Origin of the sequence: Shewanella sp. MEBiC00475, assembly GCF_005234075.1 — a bacterium.
Lineage (GTDB): Bacteria > Pseudomonadota > Gammaproteobacteria > Enterobacterales > Shewanellaceae > Shewanella > Shewanella polaris.
On sequence record NZ_CP039928.1, the window covers coordinates 1,663,932 to 1,686,868 of the forward strand.

Genomic DNA, 22,937 nt, shown 5'->3' on the forward strand with positions numbered 1-22,937 from the left:
AATTTAATAAAGAGCAGAATAGAATGTTTGATCAGACAACTAACACAGAAGTTCACCAGCTTACCGTAGGCAAAATTGAAACAGCAAACGGCACTATCAAGCCGCAGTTATTACGAGACGCAGTAAAACGTGCAGTAACTAACTTCTTCTCTCAGTTAGACGGTCAGGAAGCTTCTGAAGTATATGAAATGGTATTGAGCGAAGTTGAAGCGCCTTTACTAGACATCATCATGCAACACACTCGTGGCAACCAAACGCGCGCTGCTAATATGTTAGGTATCAACCGTGGTACTTTACGTAAAAAATTGAAAAAATATGGCATGAACTAGACCTAGCGTCTAAGTGATTGTTATAAAACGGGCTTACCAGCAACGGTAAGCCCGTTTTACTTTCAAACCCAGTGATGATCCGACTCAATAATCCACTCAAGATCCTACGGTAAGCATTTTACTTACATTAGAAAATATCACCCCTCTACATATCTTTCACACACAAACCTAAGTATTGTTTGTCATCATCTTGGCTTTTAATGCTTGCATCTGTAACACTAAAAACGAATTAACCTAATTAAAAAAATAAAGTAACCTATATTCATTTTACTTTTATGCAATAAAGCATCATTCGCTCATTTAGCCGTTATTTACAATATTCACCCTCGACATTAAACCAAGGAAATATGCATGCTTCGTCCACTATCATTCGATTTCATGGCGTCAACATTGGGTCAAACTCAATGTCAGTCAGCCAACTCATTACTGAATCGATTATGTTTAGGACCTTTATTATTCGTGGGTGCAGTATTAAGCAGTTCTGCAATGGCCAATCCAATTAATGTTAACGCTGTAACTACTGTCCCTGTTATCACTAACGCTACCCTTACCAATTCAGTTAATCCAGAGACTATTGCTTCTTTACCTCAAGCTGTCAGTAATAATGCTGTTGCATTGGTACACAGCGATGACCAAAGCTATTTACTCAGTTTTATGGGTATTGGCCAAGGTAAAACCAACAAAGACGTTCATAACCGTGCCTGGGCGTTATTACTTAGCTCAGAAAGACCCCAATGGGAATCGATTGCAGCGGTTCCTCATGTCGCTCCTTTGGCTGGTCGACTGGCATCCATTGCGATTGGTATTAATGATAAAGCCTACATTTTCGGAGGCTACACTGTCGCCGAAAATCATGATGAAATAAGCACGGTAGACAATTATCAATATACTGTTAAAACTAACCAATATCAGCGTATAGCCGACATGCCTGTCGCGGTTGATGACACTAGCGCAGCGGCATATCAACATCGTTATATTTATCTGTTTGGTGGCTGGCATAATGACGGCAATGTTAATTTAGTCCAAGTGTATGACATCCAAACCAATACTTGGGCCCAAGCAAGCCCAATACCAGCACCAGCTGTATTTGGCCAATCTGTGGGTATGGTAGGCAATCAATTAGTTCTGTGTGACGGCGTAAAAGTGCAAGCAAACATTAATGCTCGCCGCAGTTACCAAGCATCGCCGGTTTGTTTGTATGGTGAGATCAATCCAGATAATCATTTACGTATTGATTGGCAATTGCTACCGCATTATTCTGTCGCCAATGACACCAAAACAAGCCAATTTCAAACAACTGAGTCAATCGACAACCAATCAAGCACAAACACAGCCGGATCAAACACGTTAACAACTGCCACGGCACATTACCGCATGGCAGCAATTGGGGTTAAAACAACAACTGGCGGGCAAATTATATTTTTAGGCGGTAGCGATAATCCCTATAACTATTCTGGCATGGGTTATAACGGTCGCCCTAGCGAGCCTAATTCATATGGTTTTCGTTTTGATTTAGCCACTAAGCAATGGTTAACACCATTTGAACTATCGCAACCGAGTATGGATCACCGTAGCGCAGTTTGTTGGCAAAACCATTTACTACGTGTTGGCGGCATGCTTGAGCATCAACACGTTAGCCAACAAGTGCTCACAACCCCACTCAATGCAGACCAGTCATGTACCCAATAAGATATAAATTCACGGATAATTTGTGAGCCAGCTAACATAACCTCTACGAGTAAATTGAGCTGAAATAAAGATGCACATAATATACATGTAAATTATGTGCATCTTTGGAATAACCATGCAAATCCCCCAAGCAACTGAACAGTTATCACAAATGTCACTGGTTGAATTAATCGATCATATTGAAGCAACCCACCATGCGTATATCCGTGAAACGGCGCCATTATTGATTGAATACACTGAAAAAATGGTTCGTGCTCATGGTGATGAACATGACGAAATCAAACCACTGGCGTTATGTGTACGCGAGTTAATTGATGAGTTAATACCGCATTTAATGAAAGAAGAACAGATCCTCTTTCCTGCGATTAAATCACTCAGCTTAGGTCAGCCGGTAAACGGCTGTTTTGGTCATATTGGCAACCCTATTAACATGATGCTGCATGAGCATGATAATGCCGACCTTATGCTTAACACCATTCGTAGCTTAACTAATGACTACACTATTCCGGCAGGCGTTTGCCACACATGGCAAGCTTGCTATCGTACGTTAGCTGAATTTGATGCCGACTTACAAACTCATATAGATGTTGAAAATACTTTATTGTTCCCAAAAGCTTTAGCACTATAACCCTCCCTATTTGCCCCCATTTTAGAAGCATCTTCGATTGACTCTCAACGGATTTGCTTCCTTTTTTTAGCAAAATTTCATACAGTAACACTGATACCTATAAGACAATATGGAGCTTAAATGTCAGCTGATTACTACCCAACATTTGCCCTAGACGACATAGCTAATTTGCATGAATCTGCCCAAGTAGAATTTAAATTAGCAGGTGGACGAGACGGTAATGGAACCTTACCCGAAGGCATGTGGGAAAGTTATAGCGCATTTGCTAACACCTTAGGTGGCGAAATAATTCTAGGAATAAAAGAGCAACAAGGGGATTTTACCATTGAAGGGATTGTAAATCCCATGCCGATGCTCAGTGAAATTTGGCAGATTTTACAAAATCCACAAAAAATCAGTCACAACATTTTAGCGCCAACGGACGTACAAATTATTGAAATAATGAGTAAAAAACTGATCCGTATTCATGTACCTTGCGTGGATGTAAAGCTCAGACCCATCTATGTCGGTTCAGATCCTTATAGCGGCACCTACTTTCGAGTAGGTGATGCCGATATGCATGCTAGCCGTGAGCAAGTAGAGCAAATGAGCTTAAAAGCCGGTATCGATCTCAAGCTAAAGCAACTGAAGCAGTAAATCCAATTGGTTAATCTCGATATGCGGTAATACCGATTGCGCCTTTTTATGCCGTTGCTGCATACATGGGTTTAACCACACACTTTGACACCCCGCCATTTTCGCGCCAGCAATATCAGACAATGGATGATCGCCCACATGTAATAAGGCCGACGGCCGAATATCTAATTGTCGACAAGCAAGAGTAAACATATCGGTTGAGGGTTTCATTTTAACCCCATGACCAGGATGTAACACAAATTGCATCACGTCATCTAAGCCAATACGCTGAGTGTCGACATTGCCATTTGTGATGCCAATAAGCGGATACTTTTGCCCTAAACGTCGCAGCAGCGCCATGATATTTTCATCCACAGTGAAATTACTACGATGATGCTGAAAACACTTCATCCCCTCTTGCGCCCCTTTGCTGGCTTCAATCTCACTATAGCCAAATTGTAAAAGAGCTTGATACAACATAGCATAACGTGCCGCAGTGGTGTCATGCGCTAACTCTGGGTGTTGCGCAAATAATGCATGTTTGAATTGCTGCCATTGTGTTGCATCCCATAAAGCCGTAGCGGGGTAAGTTTGATTGATTAACCTAAAAAGTTGCTCACTGGCATGCATTACATAAGGAAAGTTATTGTAAAGAGTGTCATCTAAATCAAAACTAATCGCACTAAACGGTTGTAAGCGTTGATACTGGATCATCGAAGCTTTAGGCAATGTCATTATTTCCCCCTGTTTTTTTTCGCTCTTGGATGCGCGTTATCGTACACTTTGGCAAGGTGTTGAAAGTCTAAACTGGTGTATATTTGTGTGGTCGATAAATTCGCATGACCGAGTAATTCTTGTACGGCACGTAAATCTTGGCTTGATTCAAGCATATGAGTTGCAAACGAATGACGCAACTTATGCGGATGAACTTTTACCGCCATGGCTTGTTCTTGCCCCCACTTAGCCATACGCGCTTGAATACTACGATGGGACAATCGTTTGCCTTGGCTGCTGACAAATAATGCATCACCCGCTTGAGTACACGATAATTGATTACGGCAATTTAACCAGCTTGCTAACGCATTTAACGCGAGCTTACCAATTGGCACAACCCGCTGTTTACTGCCCTTACCCATCACCTTAACTTCGCTTTGATCAAACTTGATGTCAACGCAATCTAAACTAGCTAATTCAGCTAAACGTAAGCCACTTGAATAAAATAACTCCATAATGGCTTTATCGCGCAAACTCAAAGGATCATCCCCCTCTATAGACAATAAATGGCTAATCGCATCCACATCCATATTTTTCGGTAATGGTTTATTTTGTTTTGGCGCACTTAACGTATGTGCAGGATTGACCGTTACGGCACCTTCGCGCAGTAAAAAATCAAAAAACTGTTTTAGAGCAGACAAACACAAAGATAATGATCGGGGACTCAACCCTTTACGATGTAAGGTGGCCAGTACAGACTGCAGTTGATCTCGGCTAACATCAATGAGATTGGTTGATTCAGTTAAAATAGCTTCAACTCGACGCAACTCAAACATGTAGTTACGCACAGTATAAGCTGAGAGTTGTCTTTCTGAGGTCAAATGTTGGCTAAAGATCGTTTGCCAGTCTTTAGGCTTCATCAAGGTACTCCCGGATTGTAATTAATCAGGCCGTCGCCATTTAAGCCTATTTAATCGGTGAAAAATACTGGTATAAAACACGACACTACGATGTTTCGCTTCGGGCTAAGCAAAAAAGCCTCCCCGAGCATTTGCATTACATTTTGATACCAAGATCTCAAATTAGAATGGCTGCACAGTGGTTACAAATGATTAAACTAAGCCATGTTTTCTTAGATAATACATATTTAGCTTTAACGATTACAATTGCGGCAACATATGGTCTAACAAACGACGTAATTGGCTAAATAATAACGAATCCATATCAGGATGAAAATGGGTGGGATCTTTACTGGCAATGGCAAATATGACTTGGCCATTTTCATCAGATAATTTAGTTAATGCCACCGACCCTACTTCACTACCAAACAAACGTTTGGATTCTGATTGGGTCAATCGGCCAAAGTAATAACCACTCTGGACTCGATGACGCCAAATATTAGCTAATTCGCTGTCGATATCGTGCACTGTAATCAACCTAACATGACTAAAGCCAAACTCAGTTTTTAATCCCTCAGACAACACTAAACGCAGCTCACCCAAATCTTGGCTAGCAAGCATTTTAAACGATAACTCAGTATTAAATTTGAATATTCTCTCATTATGAGTCGCAATATTCATTAGCGAGGTGATTTCTTCTTCGAGCTGGCTAACACGTTGACGCAACAGTTCTTGTCGGCGTTCTACTAATGATACAGCGCCACGTTCTGCATGCGGTATACGCATAGCCACTAATAGCTCGGGATAACGATTAAAAAAGTCGGGATTATCCAATAAGTATTCACGAATCAACATTTCATCAAATGGCGCTTGCTGCAAATTGGCCATCATGTCGACTGCCAGATCTTGGCCTATTGAATTAATGTCTTTTGCTTGTGCGCTACTCACCGTATCGTCAGCTGTTTCATCTGCTACTTTGTTTGTCAAACCGACTCCTGAGGTCATCTCACTCATAATTGTATTTGCCCGTCGTATACGTGTTCTGCCGGTCCAGTCATCCACAGAGGTTTGCCCTCACCTTCCCAATTAATCAATAGGCTGCCACCAGGTAAGTCAACTCTTACCTGTTTATTAAGCTTATCTTGTAATTGTCCGACCGCAGCAGCAGCACACGCTCCAGTGCCACAAGCTAAGGTTTCTGCTGCACCACGTTCATACACCCGCAATTTAATATGCCCAGGTGTTAACACTTGCATAAAGCCGACATTCACGCCTTTAGGGAAGCGTTCGTGACGAGTTAATATACTGCCTATTTCATCAACGGCCACGTTTTGCACATCTTCAACCTCAATAACACAGTGTGGATTGCCCATAGAAATGGCACCACACAAATAAGTTTGCATTGGGGTTTGTAGTAAATATGTTTTTTCACTTTTTTTAGCTTTAAACGGAATTTGGCTTGGTTCGATAATGGGTACGCCCATATTGACGGTCACGTTGCCATCACGCTCAATCCGTAAGGTAATTTTGCCTGAGTTTGTACTCACGCGAATTTTATTCTTTTGAGTTAAGCCTTTATTACGAACAAAACGTGCAAAACAGCGGGCGCCATTACCACACTGTTCAACTTCACTGCCATCGGCGTTAAAAATACGATAATGGAAATCTAAATCTGGATCGTAAGGTGGCTCAACCAACAGTAGTTGATCAAAACCAATGCCAAAATTACGATCGGCAAGACGGCGGATTTGCTCAGACGAAAAAAACACATTTTGTGTTACGCCATCAACGACCATAAAATCATTACCCAGTCCGTGCATCTTAGTGAAATGGATCACAAAAGTTTCCTTATAAAACATTATGCCGATAGCTTATTGCCTATGGCAATAACTGTTCGCCTTGCCAAAGTTGTTCTAGCGTTTCACGCTGACGCACAACCAAGTCTTTATTTCCATCAACCATCACTTCAGCCACACGAGGTCGTGAATTATAATTAGATGACATAGCAAAACCATAAGCGCCACTTGAACGAACCGCTAATAAGTCGCCTGTTTTTACAGCTAACTGTCTGTCTTTACCCAAAAAGTCACCAGTTTCACATACAGGTCCTACAATATCATAAGCAAAGGTTGGTGCATCATTTTGTTGTACAGGAATAATATTTTGCCATGCGCTATAAAGCGACGGACGAATAAGATCATTCATTGCACCATCAACAATCGCAAAGCGTTTATCACTGTTTTCTTTTAGGTAAAGCACTTGAGTGACAAAAATACCTGCATTAGCAGCAATGGCTCGACCCGGTTCAAAAATTAACTTCAACTTACGCCCATTTAAGCGATCGAGTAATGCTGCGGCATATGCGTCTGGATGTGGCGGGGTTTCATTGTTGTATGTCACACCTAATCCACCACCCACATCAAAATGTTCAATCTCAATACCTTGCTCGCCTAAACGGTCTATTAATGCAAGCATACGGTCCATCGCATCTAAGAATGGCTTTATTTCGGTAAGCTGAGAACCAATATGGCAATCCACACCTTTAATATGTAAATGGGCTAATTCGGCTGCACGAGCAAAAACCACTTCGGCCTCGTCCATGGCAATACCAAATTTATTTTCTTTAAGACCTGTCGAAATATAAGGATGAGTACCCGCATCAACATCGGGATTAATCCGCAATGAAACAGGTGCAACTTTACCTAAACGGCCTGCAACATCATTAAGCTGCTCAAGTTCAGCACTCGACTCAACATTAAAACAGTAAATACCAATATTTAGAGCCTGCTCCATTTCGGCAACGGTTTTGCCCACACCAGAAAAAACCACTTTTTTAGGATCGCCGCCAGCTTTTAGTACTCGTGAAAGTTCACCGCCAGAGACAATATCAAAACCACTGCCTAAACGGGCTAACACATTTAATACCGCAAGGTTTGAATTCGCCTTCACTGCATAACAAATAAGATGCGGATGCTCGGCCACTGCATTATTAAATGCATGCCAGTGGCGCTCTAATGTGGCACGAGAATAAATGTACAGCGGTGTACCGTGAGTGTTGGCCAGTTTTGCTACATCGCAGTCTTCTGCGAATAGTGAATCATTTTGATATGAAAAGTAATCCAAAATGCGGTCCCTTATAAATGCTATTCTTGTTGTGAAATTGACGGTTGAGAGTCGAACGCCTCAGTTTGCTTCGGCACATCAGTGCTGGCAGGTTGGGGGGCGACTTTATTGACCACAGGCTCTGGGGATTTATATAAAACCCCTTTTTGACCACATGCGGTTACGACTAGGCTAGCAAGCATAATAAATAAAAGCAGTCTCATTTTTCTCAACATCTGTGCATCTAATGAATAATGGTCTTATAATCGCATTCATAACGCAGAAAGCAAAGGATAGAAATACATGACTATTACAGATACTGAGTTTCATCGATTAGCCGATGAAATGTTTGGCGAGATAGAGAACGCGGTAGAAAAAGCGATTGACGAGCAAGATGCTGATGTCGATATCAATGCTAGTGGCAATGTTTTACAGCTGTCTTTTGAAGATGGTTCGCAAATCGTCATCAATAAGCAAGAGCCTTTGCATGAAATTTGGTTAGCGACAAAATCAGGTGGCTATCACTTTAATTACAATGATAGCAAATGGTTAGATACCCGCAATGGATTAGAGTTTATGCCTTTTGTGATTGATGCTATCTACAAACAAAGCGAAATTATGCTCGAGATAAACGCATAAAAGTCGTTATGAGTTAGTTTGTGATAGTGATTTATTACAGTGGTTGATATAGCCATTGAGATGATGATTGAGATTGGGCTTAAAATTCTGAGCCCATCTCGTCTACAGACAAACCAAAAGGTATTACCGTTAACACTCCGTCTATGTGTACCAGTTGAAAAAACTGCGGCATATTAAAAATGGGAGTTGATTGTTTTTTTGCGTCAAATACATATAAATGACTTTCTTTGGCAACAACTTCATTGATGTTGGTGTCTAAGTATTGTAAGTGCTCCAGCTGGTTATGTTCATCGGCAACAAATACATCAAGCTTTTGATTTTGTTCTTGTAAAAAATACTGTTTCGCCCCTTTTGCAATAAATTGCTGTATCACCGAAGGTGCACTCGAATAAGGATCCTCGGCTAAATTAGGCTGCGGTAACATGTAAGCTTCATGGCTCTTGTTAAGGGTCGTAGAATCATTTTTACGATACATCATCCCTAAAGAATTAAAATACATATTATATTGCTGATTACCTATTCTTATGGGGTGCATCAATGTATTTGTCTGATTGACCTTTTTCATTAACCCATAACAACGTAACAGTAGGGTTTTAAGCTGATTGAATATCTGCTGTTTTAATTTGGCTGAGCAACTAATAATTGATAAATCAACTTGTGCATTTGAACGCTTTAAACCCAGAATGATAAATGAAATCGCTTCTAATAATGCCGTACTGCCATGAAAACGATGGCTTTGCCATTCGCCCCAACTGTTTAAACTCACAATTGCAACCGATGACAACATACTTAACTTAGCTTTGCCTAGCGATAAAATATTGGTATTAACATAATCTAGTATCAATTCTTCGCCATGCCATTGAGCTGTAGGATCACCATCCATGTTCGCTATTAACACAATTTTTTGATAACACCATGGTTCACATAAATCACGTTTAGACACAGTAGGTACGTGGTGCATGATAGGAATCAATTTACGTGCAAGGTAGCCTAGTTTGTTTGCCCGCTTTTGACTGGCTCCTATTTGAGACCAAACAGTTTCTGCCGTGGCGACTCCATTCATTACCGCCCACGCAACTAGGCTACATATATTTTCAGCGTCATGTATAGCATGATTATCAAACGCATTTTGTTGATGACGACTATCAGCGTCAAACCGCTCCATCTTGTTATAAGCTTGGCGATATAAATAAAATCGTGATGTCTTTATGCAATGGCGGATCGTTAGTGATTTTTCAGCGGTTGATAAACTCCATAACCGATTAAGAGGCTGTAATAAATGGTCATCATCGCTAAAATAAGTGTGTAATTTACGTGCCAACAAACCTAATTCTTCAACCCGCATACGGTCACTTAGGGTTTGTTTAGAGGCAAATTTTAATAAATTTTTGTAGCTAACCAGCAACAATTCACAGAGTTGTTGGTTGAACCATTTCAACTGACCTGCATGCCAATTAGCATTATTGTCCAGTATTGAAATGAGCTCATGGCTCCATTCCCATTGTTTAACCAGGCTTTTTATTTTTTCAATCCGCCAGTCTGTCGAATTTTGAGATGATAAACACGATAACTTAACTCCAGACTTTAAGTAAAAACAACGTCTGATAATTTCTAAGCGATTATCATCTCCCTGAGCAATTAGGTAAGTTTCAATACGTTTAAAAAGCAATAAATAAGCATCGTTATCAACACTAAAATTTTGCTGCTCACAATGCTGCCAAATTTGTTGGGTTATTAGCGTGGTGTTGGGATATTCTGACGCATACACTTCTAGCAACAAGACTTTTAACAAGGCTTTATGAGGTTTATTTAGCCCCTTATAAAGTTGCCATAATGAAGCACCAAAATATTCAGTTGCGGGCAGAGAGTTAACATCACCAAGATAAAGTAAGTTGGCATTAGTCTCAGTAACTTGACTGTCAGCGCTAGGCCACCAAGCAACCACTTTGCCTGCCAACCTAATATGGGTACGATAAAACTCTTCTAACAATAACCAATGTTGGCTACTACCACTATTTTCTAATCCTACTGGTTGGCAATTATCAAATGTGCTGCACTCTCTAAACTGCATCGGATGCACAAGATAAATATTCACTTCAAATTCAAAACCTGCAAACCAATCACTGATAAGCTTATTTTTATATTCAATTAACTTAAGCTGCGCTTGAGTGAGGTTACTGTTATAAACCTGCCAGATATCGATATCACTTTGAGAGTTTTGTCCAAAACTGGCGGTACTTCCCATAGCATATACGCCTTCGAAAGCAGCAGCATTTGATTGAATAGCTTCTGGAATAGGTACAGACAAAGCATTACAAGCTGAAATTACCGCATTTGATAAGGTAAAACCGTGGATACCACAAGGCGTACTAGGATCGATAATTCCAGGCACATCTATCTGATTATAATGAATCAAAAAAGGAATAACGTGGAATAACTGTTGCTGTAAATCAGGCAGCACATCAAGCGTTCTCGCTAATCGAATGCTATTTAATTTTTTAGCTAAATCCTGTTGATAATTTACCGTTTTATCGGTCAAGACTCACTTCCTTTGCTCTTAACTACAACAAATACTTGCTGATAAGTATTATAAAAAATTTATTAAATATTAGCGTTAAATGACATTTTTTCCAATCTAGATCACACTTTATAAAAAATTGTGACCATCGTATCATCAATTTTTAATTTCGCCAGCCGTAAATCAACAATATCAATCTAAAATAAGGCATACAGACTTCAAACAATTAACATCGGCTTGTTACATCAAAGCTTAAGCGGTGATAGCATTAACTTAATAAGGCTATCTGACTTGGATCTACTACTTATGTCTGAAAATGTAATTCGTATCGCAACACGTAAAAGCCCACTTGCAATGTGGCAAGCTGAATTTGTTAAAGCCGAGCTTGAAAAAATTCATCCAGGGTTGACCGTTGAGCTATTACCAATGAGCACCAAAGGTGATGTGATTTTAGATACTCCTTTGGCAAAAGTTGGTGGTAAAGGCTTGTTTGTCAAAGAACTTGAAGTGGCTATTCTTGAAAATCGTGCCGATATTGCGGTGCATTCAATGAAAGACGTACCAGTTGATTTTCCTGAAGGATTAGGTTTACAGGTTATTTGTGAACGCGAAGATCCACGTGATGCTTTTGTATCAAACAGCTATAAATCTATCAGCGAATTGCCTCAAGGCGCTGTAGTAGGTACATCAAGTTTACGTCGTCAGTGCCAAATTAGAGCTGCTCGCCCAGATTTAATTATCAAAGATTTACGCGGCAATGTCGGTACTCGTTTAGCCAAGCTAGATGGTGGTGACTATGATGCAATTATTCTAGCTGCTGCGGGATTAATTCGCTTAAAACTTAATGAACGTATTGCAGGTTTTATCTCTGCTGAAGAATCATTACCAGCAAATGGCCAAGGTGCTGTCGGTATTGAATGCCGCACAGATGATGAACGCGTTAAAGCATTATTAGCACCACTTGAACATTTAGAAACTCGTTACAGAGTCCTTGCTGAAAGAGCAATGAATACCCGCCTTGAAGGCGGATGCCAAGTCCCTATTGGGGCTTTTGCTGAAATTAACGGTGACAACTTAACCCTACGTGGACTAGTGGGTAACCCAGATGGCAGCCAAATTATCAGTGGTACAGTATCGGGTTCAAAAACCGACGCTGTTGCACTTGGTGAGTCTCTTGCTGAAGATTTACTCAGTCGCGGCGCTAAAACTATTTTAGATGCTGTGTATGCCAGTTAATTTTTTGTCATTAAGCTAACAAGCCATGAAAGTCTTGCTAACGCGCCCACAAGGGCGCAATCAAGCAATGGAAGAGCAACTCTCATTTAGAGACGTTGCTTATCTTGTTACTCCGCTATTAACCGTTGTTGCAACCACTGAACAACTCGACCCAAACAGTTTAAACAACACCGACAACTTACTGTTTATTAGTACCAATGCGGTGGATTTTGCTGCGCAAATACTGCAACAACGATTTCCTACTCATTGCCGTTATTTTGCTGTAGGTCAGGCAACAGCCGACAACTTAGCTCAATATCAAATTAACGCTTTTACTTCGCCCGAAATCAGTCAAGACAGTGAAGGCTTATTGTCACTTCCTCAATTACAAGACGTCGATAAACAAACTTTTATTATTATCCGTGGAGTCGGTGGTAGGGAAACCTTAGCAGAGCAATTAACCGAGCGAGGCGCACAAGTTAATTATTGGCAAGTATATCAACGCACCACGCCAGCATTAGATAGTCACGATATTTGTCAGCAATGGCAAACCTTCGGTATTGATACCATTGTCGTTACCAGCGGCGAAATATTATCCAATTTAGTTGACCTTGTACCAAAAGAATCATTTGCATGGTTACGCGCATGTCATATCATAGTCCCCAGTAATCGCGTCGAATTACAAGCAAAAGCAATAGGGTTGAGCCATATTACCAATGCAAATGGAGCAAATACTCAAGCGATACTAACGAGTCTTGCGCTATAATTTGTTATTGTATTGTTATATTGCATCGACACGCATTTATTAATATTGCTTTTATTGGTTGTATTTTTGCTTTCAAGGACTGTTCATGGAAAACAATAAAAAAGATTCAAATTCGCCAGTACATCAGGACGAAAAAGTCATTTCTCCTACGCCAAGCCCAGTTGAAAAGCCAACTCAGGCTAAAAAAGGCAATGCGACCAACCAACAATCTGCTGGCAACAAAACGAATAACGATCAGTCAAATTCCTCTGAAAATGCTTCTAATCGTCGACGAAAAGCCAAACCTAGCTCTTGGTGGATCCGTCTTGGGGTATTATTCAGTTTAATTGTGGCAATCATTGCTGTTGGTGGTTGTTATTGGCTTTATTTACAGCTTGATCAACAAAGCAATGGCCAAACTCAGTTAGGACAAAATATCTCCGAGCAGGTAAAACAAAATAAAGCGCTAAAAAACGAGTTACAACAAACTGCCATAGCAACCAGTAAACGTATTACTACATTAGAGCAACAACAGTTAAACGATACTAAAGCTTATGCAAAATTAGCCCAGTTACAGCAATCCAATAAACTATTACAAGAACGTGTTGCTGTTATCGCCCAACGTAGCCCCAATCATTGGATGGCATCTGAAGCTGAATACCTAGTGCGCATGGCTGGCCGGAAACTATGGTTAGAGAACGACCCTCAAACCGCAATTGGTTTATTACAATCTGCAGATGAGCGTATCAGTGCGATGAAAAACCCGGCATTAACCGGATTGCGTAAAGCGTTAGCTAACGATATAACCAAAGTGAAGGCATTAAAAACCACCGACATCACCAATACCATTTTCGAATTAGATACCGTTATTGATAACTTAGTTTCGTTACCGTTAAATCGTGTTGATGAACATTTTGCTGAAAACAAAAATACTCAGCCAGTAACGGATTCAATAGACGATTGGCAACAAAACTTGTCACGTACTTGGCATGATCTAACTGATGGTTTCATTACTATCCGCAAACGGACGACTGATTTAGAACCATTATTATCGCCAGAACAACAATGGTATTTGGTTGAAAATATCCGCAACAAATTGCTACAAGCAGAATTAGCTCTGTACCGATTTGATCAGGTCAATTACAAACAGTCTATTGCGCTAGCAGACAAATGGTTACAACAGTATTTTGATTTAACAGATGCCAAGACTAAACAAACGATTGAAGCTTTAGATGAGCTTGCCAAGGTTAATATTGAGAAAATTACCCTTAATAAATTTCAAGCTTCACCTTTATTGCAGCAATTAGTCACCTATGGTGAAATCATGCCGACTGAGGAGCTTGCACAATGATTAAAACCTTAGTGTACGTATTATTGGTCTTAATGGCTTTATGCCTTAGCCCGATGATTATTGGCCAAAGCGGTTATGTGTATATTGCCATTGGTGATTATCAAATAGAAACCAGTTTGGTGACCGGAGTTGTCGGGTTAATTGTGTTTTATTTTGCCCTGCAGTTACTCGAATGGCTAATCATGTTGTTGTTAAACATCGTACTCAGTAGCCGATACCTCCCTGAACAGTGGCGCAGAAAAGCAGCTAAAAAACATACCTTAATTGGCGCTTTAGCATTAGCTGAAGAAGATTGGCCTGCAGCAGAAAAAGCCATGGCAAAAGGTGCTGAAAAAGGTGAAATCCCATTGTTAAACCTATTTGCTGCGGCAAGAGCTGCGCATTATCAAGATAACATTGCTGCTAGAGATCATTATTTAGCTCAAGCTGAGAAAAATCCTATAGCAAAAACTGCAGTTTATACTTCGCGTACTCGTTATTTATTAAAGCAAGGTGAACTGGCTAAGGCCCGTGAAGTACTAAATAAACTAAATCCAACAAGTAAAAGCAGTGCCCCAGTACTAAAGCTGGCGCAAGAGTTATACCTGCAACAACAAGATTGGCAGGCATTGAAATTACTGTTACCTACGTTGAAAAAGCGCCAATTATTAGCTGAAGCTCAGTACGACCAATTAAGCACTAAAACAAACAGCATTTTAATGTTGAATGCAGCTAAAATTTCAGAAGCAGAGTTAAATAAGTGTTGGCATTGGTTAAGCAAATCGGAACGTAAACAAGATGAATTGATATTGGCTTATGCTCATGGGCTGGTTTTATATAATCATAAAGAACAAGCAATAAAACTCATTAGTAAACAACTTATCGCTTCGCCATCGGCGGCTTTATTTTCGGCAATACCGGATGTAATTAACGCACAAGATCATGAAGTGCGTAAATTGCTAACCAAATTAGAAACCACACATGAAAATGATGCCGACTATCAAATGTGTCTAGCCAAACTGGCTATGCAACAACGTGATGCCAAGAAAGCCAAAGTTCATTGGCAAAATGTATGTCGCATAGCCCCAACGAATCAATCATGGCTAGCTTTAGCACAAGTTCAGGAACAATTAGGTGAAAACACTGCAGCATCTCAAAGCTACCGTAAGGCAGCTAATATAATGTAAACAATAAATAGTATTATTTCTGCATATGCTCAAAGCCTGCAATCTTGCAGGCTTTTTCTTCTTTTAGCTGTTCATCTTTTACAATCTATGCCGATACAACAATTACGTTACATTATGAACTATTTATAATAAAACTACGTATACCACATATGTAATCTTGTAATACTACCTCATTAAAAATCATATTTTCATAGAGTTAGCTTATTTCTGGGTGTCGTCAAAAAATTGACTACTTTATTGAAAAATGTTATGATTTTGGGCTGTCTCGAAATTTATTTTAATCTTAATACTAATGTTTGGTTAAATGAGTATTATATAAATTAATGTATTATTTTTTTAAGTGTATTAAAGCTGTTGGGAGCTTCAAATGGGATCGATAACAACGTCAAAAAATGGGATACTTTCTGCTTCAGAAGGATCTGTTTCAATAACGGTTAACAATGAAATTCAAGAACTTCAAATTGGTGAGGTTGTACTAGCAGGTGCAATAGTCAGCAGTGATCTTGGTTTCGTTATTACGTTTGATGACGGTACTATTTTTAATAGTGACGTTTTGCCGGATGACGAATCACTTACTGATGTTATAAATACAGCTGATATTGCGACTATTGATCAAGTCGTAGACCAAGAAGCATTAGATGAAATTACAGCTTTGCAAGATCTCATCGCATCGGGAGAAGACCCAACAAAAGACTTACCTGAAACCGCCGCTGGTACCCCAACTGCTAGCCAAGGTGATTCTGGTTATGTTGCAGTTACAAGAGATGCTGACGAAACTCTTGCTGATGCAGGCTATGACACAACAGGACAAACTGCTACCCAAACAGCAGTCATTCAAGAAGAAAGTATTGGCGAAAATGATACCCCTTCAGTATTAGTTAACGACAGTAATATCATTGCTGAAGACACCGTTGCCACGGGCAATGTGTTAGATAACGACAGTGATGTTGATTCAGATTTAAGCGTTGTCAGCTTCGACGTTGACGATCAAACCTATGATGCGGGTTCTGAAGTTGCCTTAGAAAATGGTGTGTTAATCCTTAATGCGGATGGTTCATACACCTTCACGCCCGATGAAAACTGGAACGGCCAAGTACCGGTCATTACCTATACCACCAATACTGGCATTACTGCGACGCTAACCATTGAAGTTACGCCTCTTGATGATGCTTCTGTACTCGTTAATGACAGCAACATCATTGTTGAAGACACCGTTGCCACGGGCAATGTGTTAGATAACGACACTGATGTTGATTCAGATTTAAGCGTTGTCAGCTTCGATGTTGACGGCCAAACCTATGATGCGGGTTCTGAAGTTGCATTAGAAAATGGTGTGTTAATCCTTAATGCGGATGGTTCATACACCTTCACACCTGATGAAAACTGGAACGGCCAAGTACCGGTCATTACCTATACCACCAATACTGGCATTACTGCGACGCTAACCATTGAAGTTACACCTCTCGATGATGCTTCTGTACTCGTTAATGACAGCAACATCATTGTTGAAGACACCGTTGCCACGGGCAATGTGTTAGATAATGACACTGATGTTGATTCAGATTTAAGCGTTGTCAGCTTTGACGTTGACGGCCAAACCTATGATGCAGGTTCTGAAGTTGCCTTAGAAAATGGTGTGTTAATCCTTAATGCGGATGGTTCATACACCTTCACACCTGATGAAAACTGGAACGGCCAGGTACCGGTCATTACCTATACCACCAATACTGGCATTACTGCGACGCTAACCATTGAAGTTACGCCTCTCGATGATGCTTCTGTACTCGTTAATGACAGCAACATCATTGTTGAAGACACCGTTGCCACGGGCAATGTGTTAGATAATGACACTGATGTTGATTCAGATTTAAGCGTTGTCAGTTTTGACGTTGATGGCCAAACCTATGATGCAGGTTCTGAAGTTGCCTTAGAAAATGGTGTGTTAATCCTCAATGCAGATGGTTCATATACCTTCACACCTAATGAAAACTGGAACGGCCAAGTTCCGGTGATCACCTATACCACCAACACTGGCATTACTGCGACGTTAACCATTGAAGTCACGCCATTAGCTGATGGAGCTCCAACCGTTATTATCAATACAGATATTAATGATGATGGGCTTATTAGTAATGACGAACAAGATGGTGCAACAGAAGTTAATGTAACCATTGGTTTAGATGATACGGGCGCTCAAGCTGGTGATACTCTAATTGTAAATGGTATTGAAATAATACTAACTCAAGATGATATTGATACAGGTAGTGTTAACCTTGACTTACCAGCTCCTAATGAAGGTGAGGAAATTGAAGTTGTAGCGGTAGTAGTCGATTCAAATGGAAATACTTCTCCAGAGGGAACTGATTCTGCGATTTTAGATACCACACCACCGGTTATTACAGTTGATGCTCCAGCACTAACAAACGACAGTACGCCAACCATTACAGGGACTACAGACTCCCCTGTCGGTAGCACAATCACGTTAACCATTACTGACAGTGAAGGTAATGAACAAACAATAACAACAACAGTAAATCCTGATGGTACTTACGAAGTCGATGTAATTGACCCATTATCTGAGGGTGACTATACCGTCATAGCTGAAGTCACAGATCCTGCAGGTAACACAGCAACAGATACAGATAACGGTGTTGTGGATGCGACCGCCGGTAACATCACAGTAGATCTTGTTTTAAATAATAGCAGCGAAACTGCCGTTATCAGCGGTACCACTACTGATGTGCCTCCTGGATCAACAGTCACCTTAGTGCTCATCGACGTGAACGGCAACCAAGTCATAGTGCCAAATGTGACCGTTGATGCCGACGGCAACTACAATATTGAAGGCGTGGACATTTCAACCCTCGTTGATGGCGATATCACCGTCTCAGCAACAGCTACCGACAATAACGGCAACACACTGAATGGAACTGATGTCGATAACTTAGATGCCACCGCCGGTAACTTAACCGTGGATTTGGTCCTCGATAACGCTAATGATCAAGCTGACATTACCGGAACCAGCCAAGATATTCCGACAGGCGGCACGGTTGATTTAGTCCTTACCGATGTCGATGGCAACACCATTGAAATTAACGATGTGGCCGTGAACGCTGACGGCAGCTACTCGGTCGATAACGTCGATATCTCAGCCCTGGTCGATGGTGAAATCACCGTTGACGCCACGGCAACCGATTCCAATAATAATCCGTTAACTGCTGATGATGCTGAAGAGCTCGATGCCACCGCCGGTAACTTAACCGTTGATTTGGTCCTCGATAACGCCAATGATCAAGCTGACATTACCGGAACCAGCCAAGATATTCCGACAGGCGGCACGGTTGATTTAGTCCTCACCGATGTCGATGGCAACACCATTGAAATTAACGATGTGGCTGTTAACGCTGACGGCAGCTACTCGGTCGATAACGTCGATATCTCAGCCCTGGTCGATGGTGAAATCACCGTTGACGCCAGTGCATCTGACAGTAACGGCAATCCGTTAACTGCTGATGATGCTGAAGAGCTCGATGCCACCGCCGGTAACTTAACCGTTGATTTGGTCCTCGATAACGCTAATGATCAAGCTGACATTACCGGAACCAGCCAAGATATTCCGACAGGCGGCACGGTTGATTTAGTCCTCACCGATGTCGATGGCAACACCATTGAAATTAATGATGTGGCCGTGAACGCTGACGGCAGCTACTCGGTCGATAACGTCGATATCTCAGCCCTGGTCGATGGTGAAATCACCGTTGACGCCACGGCAACCGATTCCAATAATAATCCGTTAACTGCTGATGATGCTGAAGAGCTCGATGCCACCGCCGGTAACTTAACCGTTGATTTGGTCCTCGATAACGCTAATGATCAAGCTGACATTACCGGAACCAGCCAAGATATTCCGACAGGCGGCACGGTTGATTTAGTCCTCACCGATGTCGATGGCAACACCATTGAAATTAACGATGTGGCTGTTAACGCTGACGGCAGCTACTCGGTCGATAACGTCGATATCTCAGCCCTGGTCGATGGTGAAATCACCGTTGACGCCAGTGCATCTGACAGTAACGGCAATCCGTTAACTGCTGATGATGCTGAAGAGCTCGATGCCACCGCCGGTAACTTAACCGTTGATTTGGTCCTCGATAACGCTAATGATCAAGCTGACATTACCGGAACCAGCCAAGATATTCCGACAGGCGGCACGGTTGATTTAGTCCTCACCGATGTCGATGGCAACACCATTGAAATTAACGATGTGGCTGTTAACGCTGACGGCAGCTACTCGGTCGATAACGTCGATATCTCAGCCCTGGTCGATGGTGAAATCACCGTTGACGCCACGGCAACCGATTCCAATAATAATCCGTTAACTGCTGATGATGCTGAAGAGCTCGATGCCACCGCCGGTAACTTAACCGTTGATTTGGTCCTCGATAACGCCAATGATCAAGCTGACATTACCGGAACCAGCCAAGATATTCCGACAGGCGGCACGGTTGATTTAGTCCTCACCGATGTCGATGGCAACACCATTGAAATTAACGATGTGGCCGTGAACGCTGACGGCAGCTACTCGGTCGATAACGTCGATATCTCAGCCCTGGTCGATGGTGAAATCACCGTTGACGCCACGGCAACCGATTCCAATAATAATCCGTTAACCGCTGATGATGCTGAAGAGCTCGATGCCACCGCCGGTAACTTAACCGTTGATTTGGTCCTCGATAACGCCAATGATCAAGCTGACATTACCGGAACCAGCCAAGATATTCCGACGGCGGCACGGTTGATTTAGTCCTCACCGATGTCGATGGCAACACCATTGAAATTAACGATGTGGCCGTGAACGCTGACGGCAGCTACTCGGTCGATAACGTCGATATCTCAGCCCTGGTCGATGGTGAAATCACCGTTGATGCCACGGCAACCGATTCCAATAATAATCCGTTAACTGCTGATGATGCTGAAGAGCTCGATGCCACCGCCGGTAACTTAACCGTTGATTTGGTCCTCGATAACGCTAATGATCAAGCTGACATTACCGGAACCAGCCAAGATATTCCGACAGGCGGCACGGTTGATTTAGTCCTCACCGATGTCGATGGCAACACCATTGAAATTAATGATGTGGCCGTGAACGCTGACGGCAGCTACTCGGTCGATAACGTCGATATCTCAGCCCTGGTCGATGGTGAAATCACCGTTGACGCCACGGCAACCGATTCCAATAATAATCCGTTAACTGCTGATGATGCTGAAGAGCTCGATGCCACCGCCGGTAACTTAACCGTTGATTTGGTCCTCGATAACGCTAATGATCAAGCTGACATTACCGGAACCAGCCAAGATATTCCGACAGGCGGCACGGTTGATTTAGTCCTCACCGATGTCGATGGCAACACCATTGAAATTAATGATGTGGCCGTGAACGCTGACGGCAGCTACTCGGTCGATAACGTCGATATCTCAGCCCTGGTCGATGGTGAAATCACCGTTGACGCCAGTGCATCTGACAGTAACGGCAATCCGTTAACTGCTGATGATGCTGAAGAGCTCGATGCCACCGCCGGTAACTTAACCGTTGATTTGGTCCTCGATAACGCCAATGATCAAGCTGACATTACCGGAACCAGCCAAGATATTCCGACAGGCGGCACGGTTGATTTAGTCCTTACCGATGTCGATGGCAACACCATTGAAATTAACGATGTGGCCGTGAACGCTGACGGCAGCTACTCGGTCGATAACGTCGATATCTCAGCCCTGGTCGATGGTGAAATCACCGTTGACGCCAGTGCATCTGACAGTAACGGCAATCCGTTAACTGCTGATGATGCTGAAGAGCTCGATGCCACCGCCGGTAACTTAACCGTTGATTTGGTCCTCGATAACGCCAATGATCAAGCTGACATTACCGGAACCAGCCAAGATATTCCGACAGGCGGCACGGTTGATTTAGTCCTCACCGATGTCGATGGCAACACCATTGAAATTAACGATGTGGCTGTTAACGCTGACGGCAGCTACTCGGTCGATAACGTCGATATCTCAGCCCTGGTCGATGGTGAAATCACCGTTGACGCCAGTGCATCTGACAGTAACGGCAATCCGTTAACTGCTGATGATGCTGAAGAGCTCGATGCCACCGCCGGTAACTTAACCGTTGATTTGGTCCTCGATAACGCTAATGATCAAGCTGACATTACCGGAACCAGCCAAGATATTCCGACAGGCGGCACGGTTGATTTAGTCCTCACCGATGTCGATGGCAACACCATTGAAATTAATGATGTGGCCGTGAACGCTGACGGCAGCTACTCGGTCGATAACGTCGATATCTCAGCCCTGGTCGATGGTGAAATCACCGTTGACGCCACGGCAACCGATTCCAATAATAATCCGTTAACTGCTGATGATGCTGAAGAGCTCGATGCCACCGCCGGTAACTTAACCGTTGATTTGGTCCTCGATAACGCTAATGATCAAGCTGACATTACCGGAACCAGCCAAGATATTCCGACAGGCGGCACGGTTGATTTAGTCCTCACCGATGTCGATGGCAACACCATTGAAATTAACGATGTGGCGTGAACGCTGACGGCAGCTACTCGGTCGATAACGTCGATATCTCAGCCCTGGTCGATGGTGAAATCACCGTTGACGCCAGTGCATCTGACAGTAACGGCAATCCGTTAACTGCTGATGATGCTGAAGAGCTCGATGCCACCGCCGGTAACTTAACCGTTGATTTGGTCCTCGATAACGCTAATGATCAAGCTGACATTACCGGAACCAGCCAAGATATTCCGACAGGCGGCACGGTTGATTTAGTCCTCACCGATGTCGATGGCAACACCATTGAAATTAATGATGTGGCCGTGAACGCTGACGGCAGCTACTCGGTCGATAACGTCGATATCTCAGCCCTGGTCGATGGTGAAATCACCGTTGACGCCACGGCAACCGATTCCAATAATAATCCGTTAACTGCTGATGATGCTGAAGAGCTCGATGCCACCGCCGGTAACTTAACCGTTGATTTGGTCCTCGATAACGCTAATGATCAAGCTGACATTACCGGAACCAGCCAAGATATTCCGACAGGCGGCACGGTTGATTTAGTCCTTACCGATGTCGATGGCAACACCATTGAAATTAATGATGTGGCCGTGAACGCTGACGGCAGCTACTCGGTCGATAACGTCGATATCTCAGCCCTGGTCGATGGTGAAATCACCGTTGACGCCAGTGCATCTGACAGTAACGCAATCCGTTAACTGCTGATGATGCTGAAGAGCTCGATGCCACCGCCGGTAAC

Annotated in this window: 19 protein-coding genes; 12 read left to right on the plus strand and 7 right to left on the minus strand. The window is 42.4% G+C overall.

Annotated elements, in window-relative coordinates:
* The first annotated feature begins 23 nt into the window (after window positions 1-23).
* From fis to FCN25_RS07320, 4 genes are all read left to right on the plus strand, one after another.
* Complete coding sequence (gene fis / locus FCN25_RS07305; RefSeq protein ID WP_011494902.1) at window positions 24-329, plus strand: DNA-binding transcriptional regulator Fis; 306 nt, start codon at window positions 24-26, stop codon at window positions 327-329.
* A 351-nt stretch (window positions 330-680) separates the two neighbouring features.
* Window positions 681-2,018 carry a kelch repeat-containing protein gene (locus tag FCN25_RS07310; RefSeq protein WP_254693733.1) on the plus strand — a complete coding sequence of 446 codons (1,338 nt, stop codon included), beginning with the start codon at window positions 681-683 and terminating at the stop codon, window positions 2,016-2,018.
* Window positions 2,019-2,133: 115 nt separating this feature from the next.
* A complete protein-coding gene (locus FCN25_RS07315) occupies window positions 2,134-2,646 on the plus strand; it encodes a hemerythrin domain-containing protein (protein WP_338055586.1) in 513 nt (170 codons plus the stop codon).
* Between the two features lie 120 nt (window positions 2,647-2,766).
* Complete coding sequence (locus tag FCN25_RS07320; RefSeq protein WP_137223371.1) at window positions 2,767-3,282, plus strand: helix-turn-helix domain-containing protein; 516 nt, start codon at window positions 2,767-2,769, stop codon at window positions 3,280-3,282.
* Here FCN25_RS07320 and FCN25_RS07325 read toward each other — a convergent pair.
* The 6 genes from FCN25_RS07325 to FCN25_RS07350 all read right to left on the minus strand — a co-directional run bounded on the left by FCN25_RS07325 (window position 3,262) and on the right by FCN25_RS07350 (window position 8,200).
* Complete coding sequence (locus FCN25_RS07325; protein WP_254693734.1) at window positions 3,262-3,996, minus strand: HAD-IA family hydrolase; 735 nt, start codon at window positions 3,994-3,996, stop codon at window positions 3,262-3,264. The two genes, FCN25_RS07320 and FCN25_RS07325, sit on opposite strands and share 21 nt — an antisense overlap.
* Window positions 3,996-4,895 carry a tyrosine recombinase XerC gene (gene xerC / locus FCN25_RS07330; RefSeq protein ID WP_137223373.1) on the minus strand — a complete coding sequence of 300 codons (900 nt, stop codon included), beginning with the start codon at window positions 4,893-4,895 and terminating at the stop codon, window positions 3,996-3,998. The genes FCN25_RS07325 and xerC overlap by 1 nt, the downstream gene beginning before the upstream one ends.
* A 240-nt stretch (window positions 4,896-5,135) precedes the next feature.
* Window positions 5,136-5,762 carry a DUF484 family protein gene (locus FCN25_RS07335; protein WP_175405932.1) on the minus strand — a complete coding sequence of 209 codons (627 nt, stop codon included), beginning with the start codon at window positions 5,760-5,762 and terminating at the stop codon, window positions 5,136-5,138.
* 122 nt (window positions 5,763-5,884) lie between these two features.
* Entirely contained in the window at window positions 5,885-6,712 is an 828-nt protein-coding gene (gene dapF / locus FCN25_RS07340; RefSeq protein ID WP_137223375.1) for a diaminopimelate epimerase, read from the minus strand.
* A gap of 40 nt (window positions 6,713-6,752) precedes the next feature.
* Entirely contained in the window at window positions 6,753-7,997 is a 1,245-nt protein-coding gene (gene lysA / locus FCN25_RS07345; protein WP_137223377.1) for a diaminopimelate decarboxylase, read from the minus strand.
* A 20-nt stretch (window positions 7,998-8,017) separates the two neighbouring features.
* On the minus strand, window positions 8,018-8,200 hold the full coding sequence (locus FCN25_RS07350; protein WP_254693735.1) for a lipoprotein: 183 nt from the start codon (window positions 8,198-8,200) through the stop codon (window positions 8,018-8,020).
* Window positions 8,201-8,279: 79 nt separating this feature from the next.
* Here FCN25_RS07350 and cyaY point away from each other — a divergent pair, with 79 nt between their 5' ends.
* Window positions 8,280-8,615, plus strand: coding sequence for an iron donor protein CyaY (cyaY, locus tag FCN25_RS07355; protein WP_137223381.1), 336 nt, complete (start codon window positions 8,280-8,282; stop codon window positions 8,613-8,615).
* A gap of 79 nt (window positions 8,616-8,694) precedes the next feature.
* Here the strand turns inward: cyaY and FCN25_RS07360 are convergent, their stop codons facing one another.
* Window positions 8,695-11,154 (minus strand): class I adenylate cyclase, encoded by a 2,460-nt coding sequence (locus tag FCN25_RS07360; protein ID WP_137223383.1) that lies wholly within the window; start codon window positions 11,152-11,154, stop codon window positions 8,695-8,697.
* A gap of 285 nt (window positions 11,155-11,439) precedes the next feature.
* Here FCN25_RS07360 and hemC point away from each other — a divergent pair, with 285 nt between their 5' ends.
* The 7 genes from hemC to FCN25_RS07395 all read left to right on the plus strand — a co-directional run bounded on the left by hemC (window position 11,440) and on the right by FCN25_RS07395 (window position 22,896).
* The gene (hemC, locus tag FCN25_RS07365; protein ID WP_137223385.1) at window positions 11,440-12,369 is read left to right on the plus strand and encodes a hydroxymethylbilane synthase; all 930 of its coding nucleotides are present in this window, start codon (window positions 11,440-11,442) and stop codon (window positions 12,367-12,369) included.
* A 25-nt stretch (window positions 12,370-12,394) separates the two neighbouring features.
* On the plus strand, window positions 12,395-13,114 hold the full coding sequence (locus FCN25_RS07370; protein ID WP_137223387.1) for a uroporphyrinogen-III synthase: 720 nt from the start codon (window positions 12,395-12,397) through the stop codon (window positions 13,112-13,114).
* 85 nt (window positions 13,115-13,199) lie between these two features.
* Window positions 13,200-14,444 (plus strand): uroporphyrinogen-III C-methyltransferase, encoded by a 1,245-nt coding sequence (locus FCN25_RS07375; RefSeq protein ID WP_137223389.1) that lies wholly within the window; start codon window positions 13,200-13,202, stop codon window positions 14,442-14,444.
* On the plus strand, window positions 14,441-15,610 hold the full coding sequence (locus tag FCN25_RS07380; RefSeq protein WP_137223392.1) for a heme biosynthesis HemY N-terminal domain-containing protein: 1,170 nt from the start codon (window positions 14,441-14,443) through the stop codon (window positions 15,608-15,610). The genes FCN25_RS07375 and FCN25_RS07380 overlap by 4 nt, the downstream gene beginning before the upstream one ends.
* Window positions 15,611-15,977: 367 nt before the next feature.
* Window positions 15,978-20,414, plus strand: coding sequence for an S-layer family protein (locus FCN25_RS07385; RefSeq protein WP_137223394.1), 4,437 nt, complete (start codon window positions 15,978-15,980; stop codon window positions 20,412-20,414).
* A gap of 41 nt (window positions 20,415-20,455) precedes the next feature.
* Complete coding sequence (locus FCN25_RS07390) at window positions 20,456-22,210, plus strand: hypothetical protein (protein WP_137223396.1); 1,755 nt, start codon at window positions 20,456-20,458, stop codon at window positions 22,208-22,210.
* Window positions 22,207-22,896 carry a hypothetical protein gene (locus tag FCN25_RS07395; protein WP_137223398.1) on the plus strand — a complete coding sequence of 230 codons (690 nt, stop codon included), beginning with the start codon at window positions 22,207-22,209 and terminating at the stop codon, window positions 22,894-22,896. Before FCN25_RS07390 ends, FCN25_RS07395 begins: the two co-directional genes overlap by 4 nt.
* Window positions 22,897-22,937 lie beyond the last annotated feature (41 nt).

What these genes read in the sequence shown, in the direction of transcription:
- FCN25_RS07310 (WP_254693733.1), top strand. Translation starts at nt 681, where the DNA reads ATGCTTCGTCCACTATCATTCGATTTCATGGCGTCAACATTGGGTCAA.
- cyaY (WP_137223381.1), top strand. Translation starts at nt 8,280, where the DNA reads ATGACTATTACAGATACTGAGTTTCATCGATTAGCCGATGAAATGTTT.
- FCN25_RS07325 (WP_254693734.1), bottom strand. Translation starts at nt 3,996, where the DNA reads ATGACATTGCCTAAAGCTTCGATGATCCAGTATCAACGCTTACAACCG.
- xerC (WP_137223373.1), bottom strand. Translation starts at nt 4,895, where the DNA reads ATGAAGCCTAAAGACTGGCAAACGATCTTTAGCCAACATTTGACCTCA.
- FCN25_RS07380 (WP_137223392.1), top strand. Translation starts at nt 14,441, where the DNA reads ATGATTAAAACCTTAGTGTACGTATTATTGGTCTTAATGGCTTTATGC.
- FCN25_RS07370 (WP_137223387.1), top strand. Translation starts at nt 12,395, where the DNA reads ATGAAAGTCTTGCTAACGCGCCCACAAGGGCGCAATCAAGCAATGGAA.
- FCN25_RS07315 (WP_338055586.1), top strand. Translation starts at nt 2,134, where the DNA reads ATGCAAATCCCCCAAGCAACTGAACAGTTATCACAAATGTCACTGGTT.
- fis (WP_011494902.1), top strand. Translation starts at nt 24, where the DNA reads ATGTTTGATCAGACAACTAACACAGAAGTTCACCAGCTTACCGTAGGC.
- FCN25_RS07375 (WP_137223389.1), top strand. Translation starts at nt 13,200, where the DNA reads ATGGAAAACAATAAAAAAGATTCAAATTCGCCAGTACATCAGGACGAA.
- FCN25_RS07385 (WP_137223394.1), top strand. Translation starts at nt 15,978, where the DNA reads ATGGGATCGATAACAACGTCAAAAAATGGGATACTTTCTGCTTCAGAA.
- FCN25_RS07320 (WP_137223371.1), top strand. Translation starts at nt 2,767, where the DNA reads ATGTCAGCTGATTACTACCCAACATTTGCCCTAGACGACATAGCTAAT.
- FCN25_RS07335 (WP_175405932.1), bottom strand. Translation starts at nt 5,762, where the DNA reads ATGGCCAATTTGCAGCAAGCGCCATTTGATGAAATGTTGATTCGTGAA.
- FCN25_RS07350 (WP_254693735.1), bottom strand. Translation starts at nt 8,200, where the DNA reads ATGAGACTGCTTTTATTTATTATGCTTGCTAGCCTAGTCGTAACCGCA.
- hemC (WP_137223385.1), top strand. Translation starts at nt 11,440, where the DNA reads ATGTCTGAAAATGTAATTCGTATCGCAACACGTAAAAGCCCACTTGCA.